This is a genomic window from Rhodococcus sp. YH1 (genome assembly GCF_009939605.1).
Taxonomy (GTDB): Bacteria; Actinomycetota; Actinomycetes; order Mycobacteriales; family Mycobacteriaceae; genus Rhodococcus; species Rhodococcus aetherivorans.
On sequence record NZ_WVTE01000205.1, the window covers coordinates 1 to 420 of the forward strand.

A 420-nucleotide genomic window follows, 5' to 3' on the forward strand; every position below is an offset into this window, starting at 1 on the left:
CGAAGCTGTCGCTGACGACGGTCGATCTCGGCGGGGTGACCCTCGGCCGCCTGCACTGGGGTGCCGACATCGCCATCGCGTGCGACTATCCGGGCGCCTACGAGGTGAACATCCCGGTCACCGGCCGGCTCGAGTCCCGTGGCAGCCACGGCGAGACCGTTTCGGTGCCCGGTCAGGCCACCGTTTTCCGGGCCGACACGCCGAGTGTGATCACCCACTGGGGCGCAACGTGTTCCGTGCTCGGGGTGAAGTTCGACCGGGAGCATCTCGAGCGGGAGGCCGACCGGATCCTCGGTTCGCCGGTGCGAACACCGAAGCGCTCCGGGATCTCGAGTCCCAGGAAGCCTGCCTTACCGGCCTCGATCCAGATGTCACGGGGAATCTCGTGACGTTCGATGAGCTCCTCCGCACGGGGCATGA

Annotated in this window: 2 pseudogenes; one reads left to right on the forward strand and one right to left on the reverse strand. The window is 67.6% G+C overall.

The features are described from left to right. Positions 1-311, forward strand: a pseudogene (locus tag AIIKEEIJ_RS14790) (cupin domain-containing protein); the annotation flags it as partial. Positions 312-358: 47 nt separating this feature from the next. Here AIIKEEIJ_RS14790 and AIIKEEIJ_RS34315 read toward each other — a convergent pair. Beyond that, positions 359-418, reverse strand: a pseudogene (locus AIIKEEIJ_RS34315) (hypothetical protein); the annotation flags it as partial. Positions 419-420 lie beyond the last annotated feature (2 nt).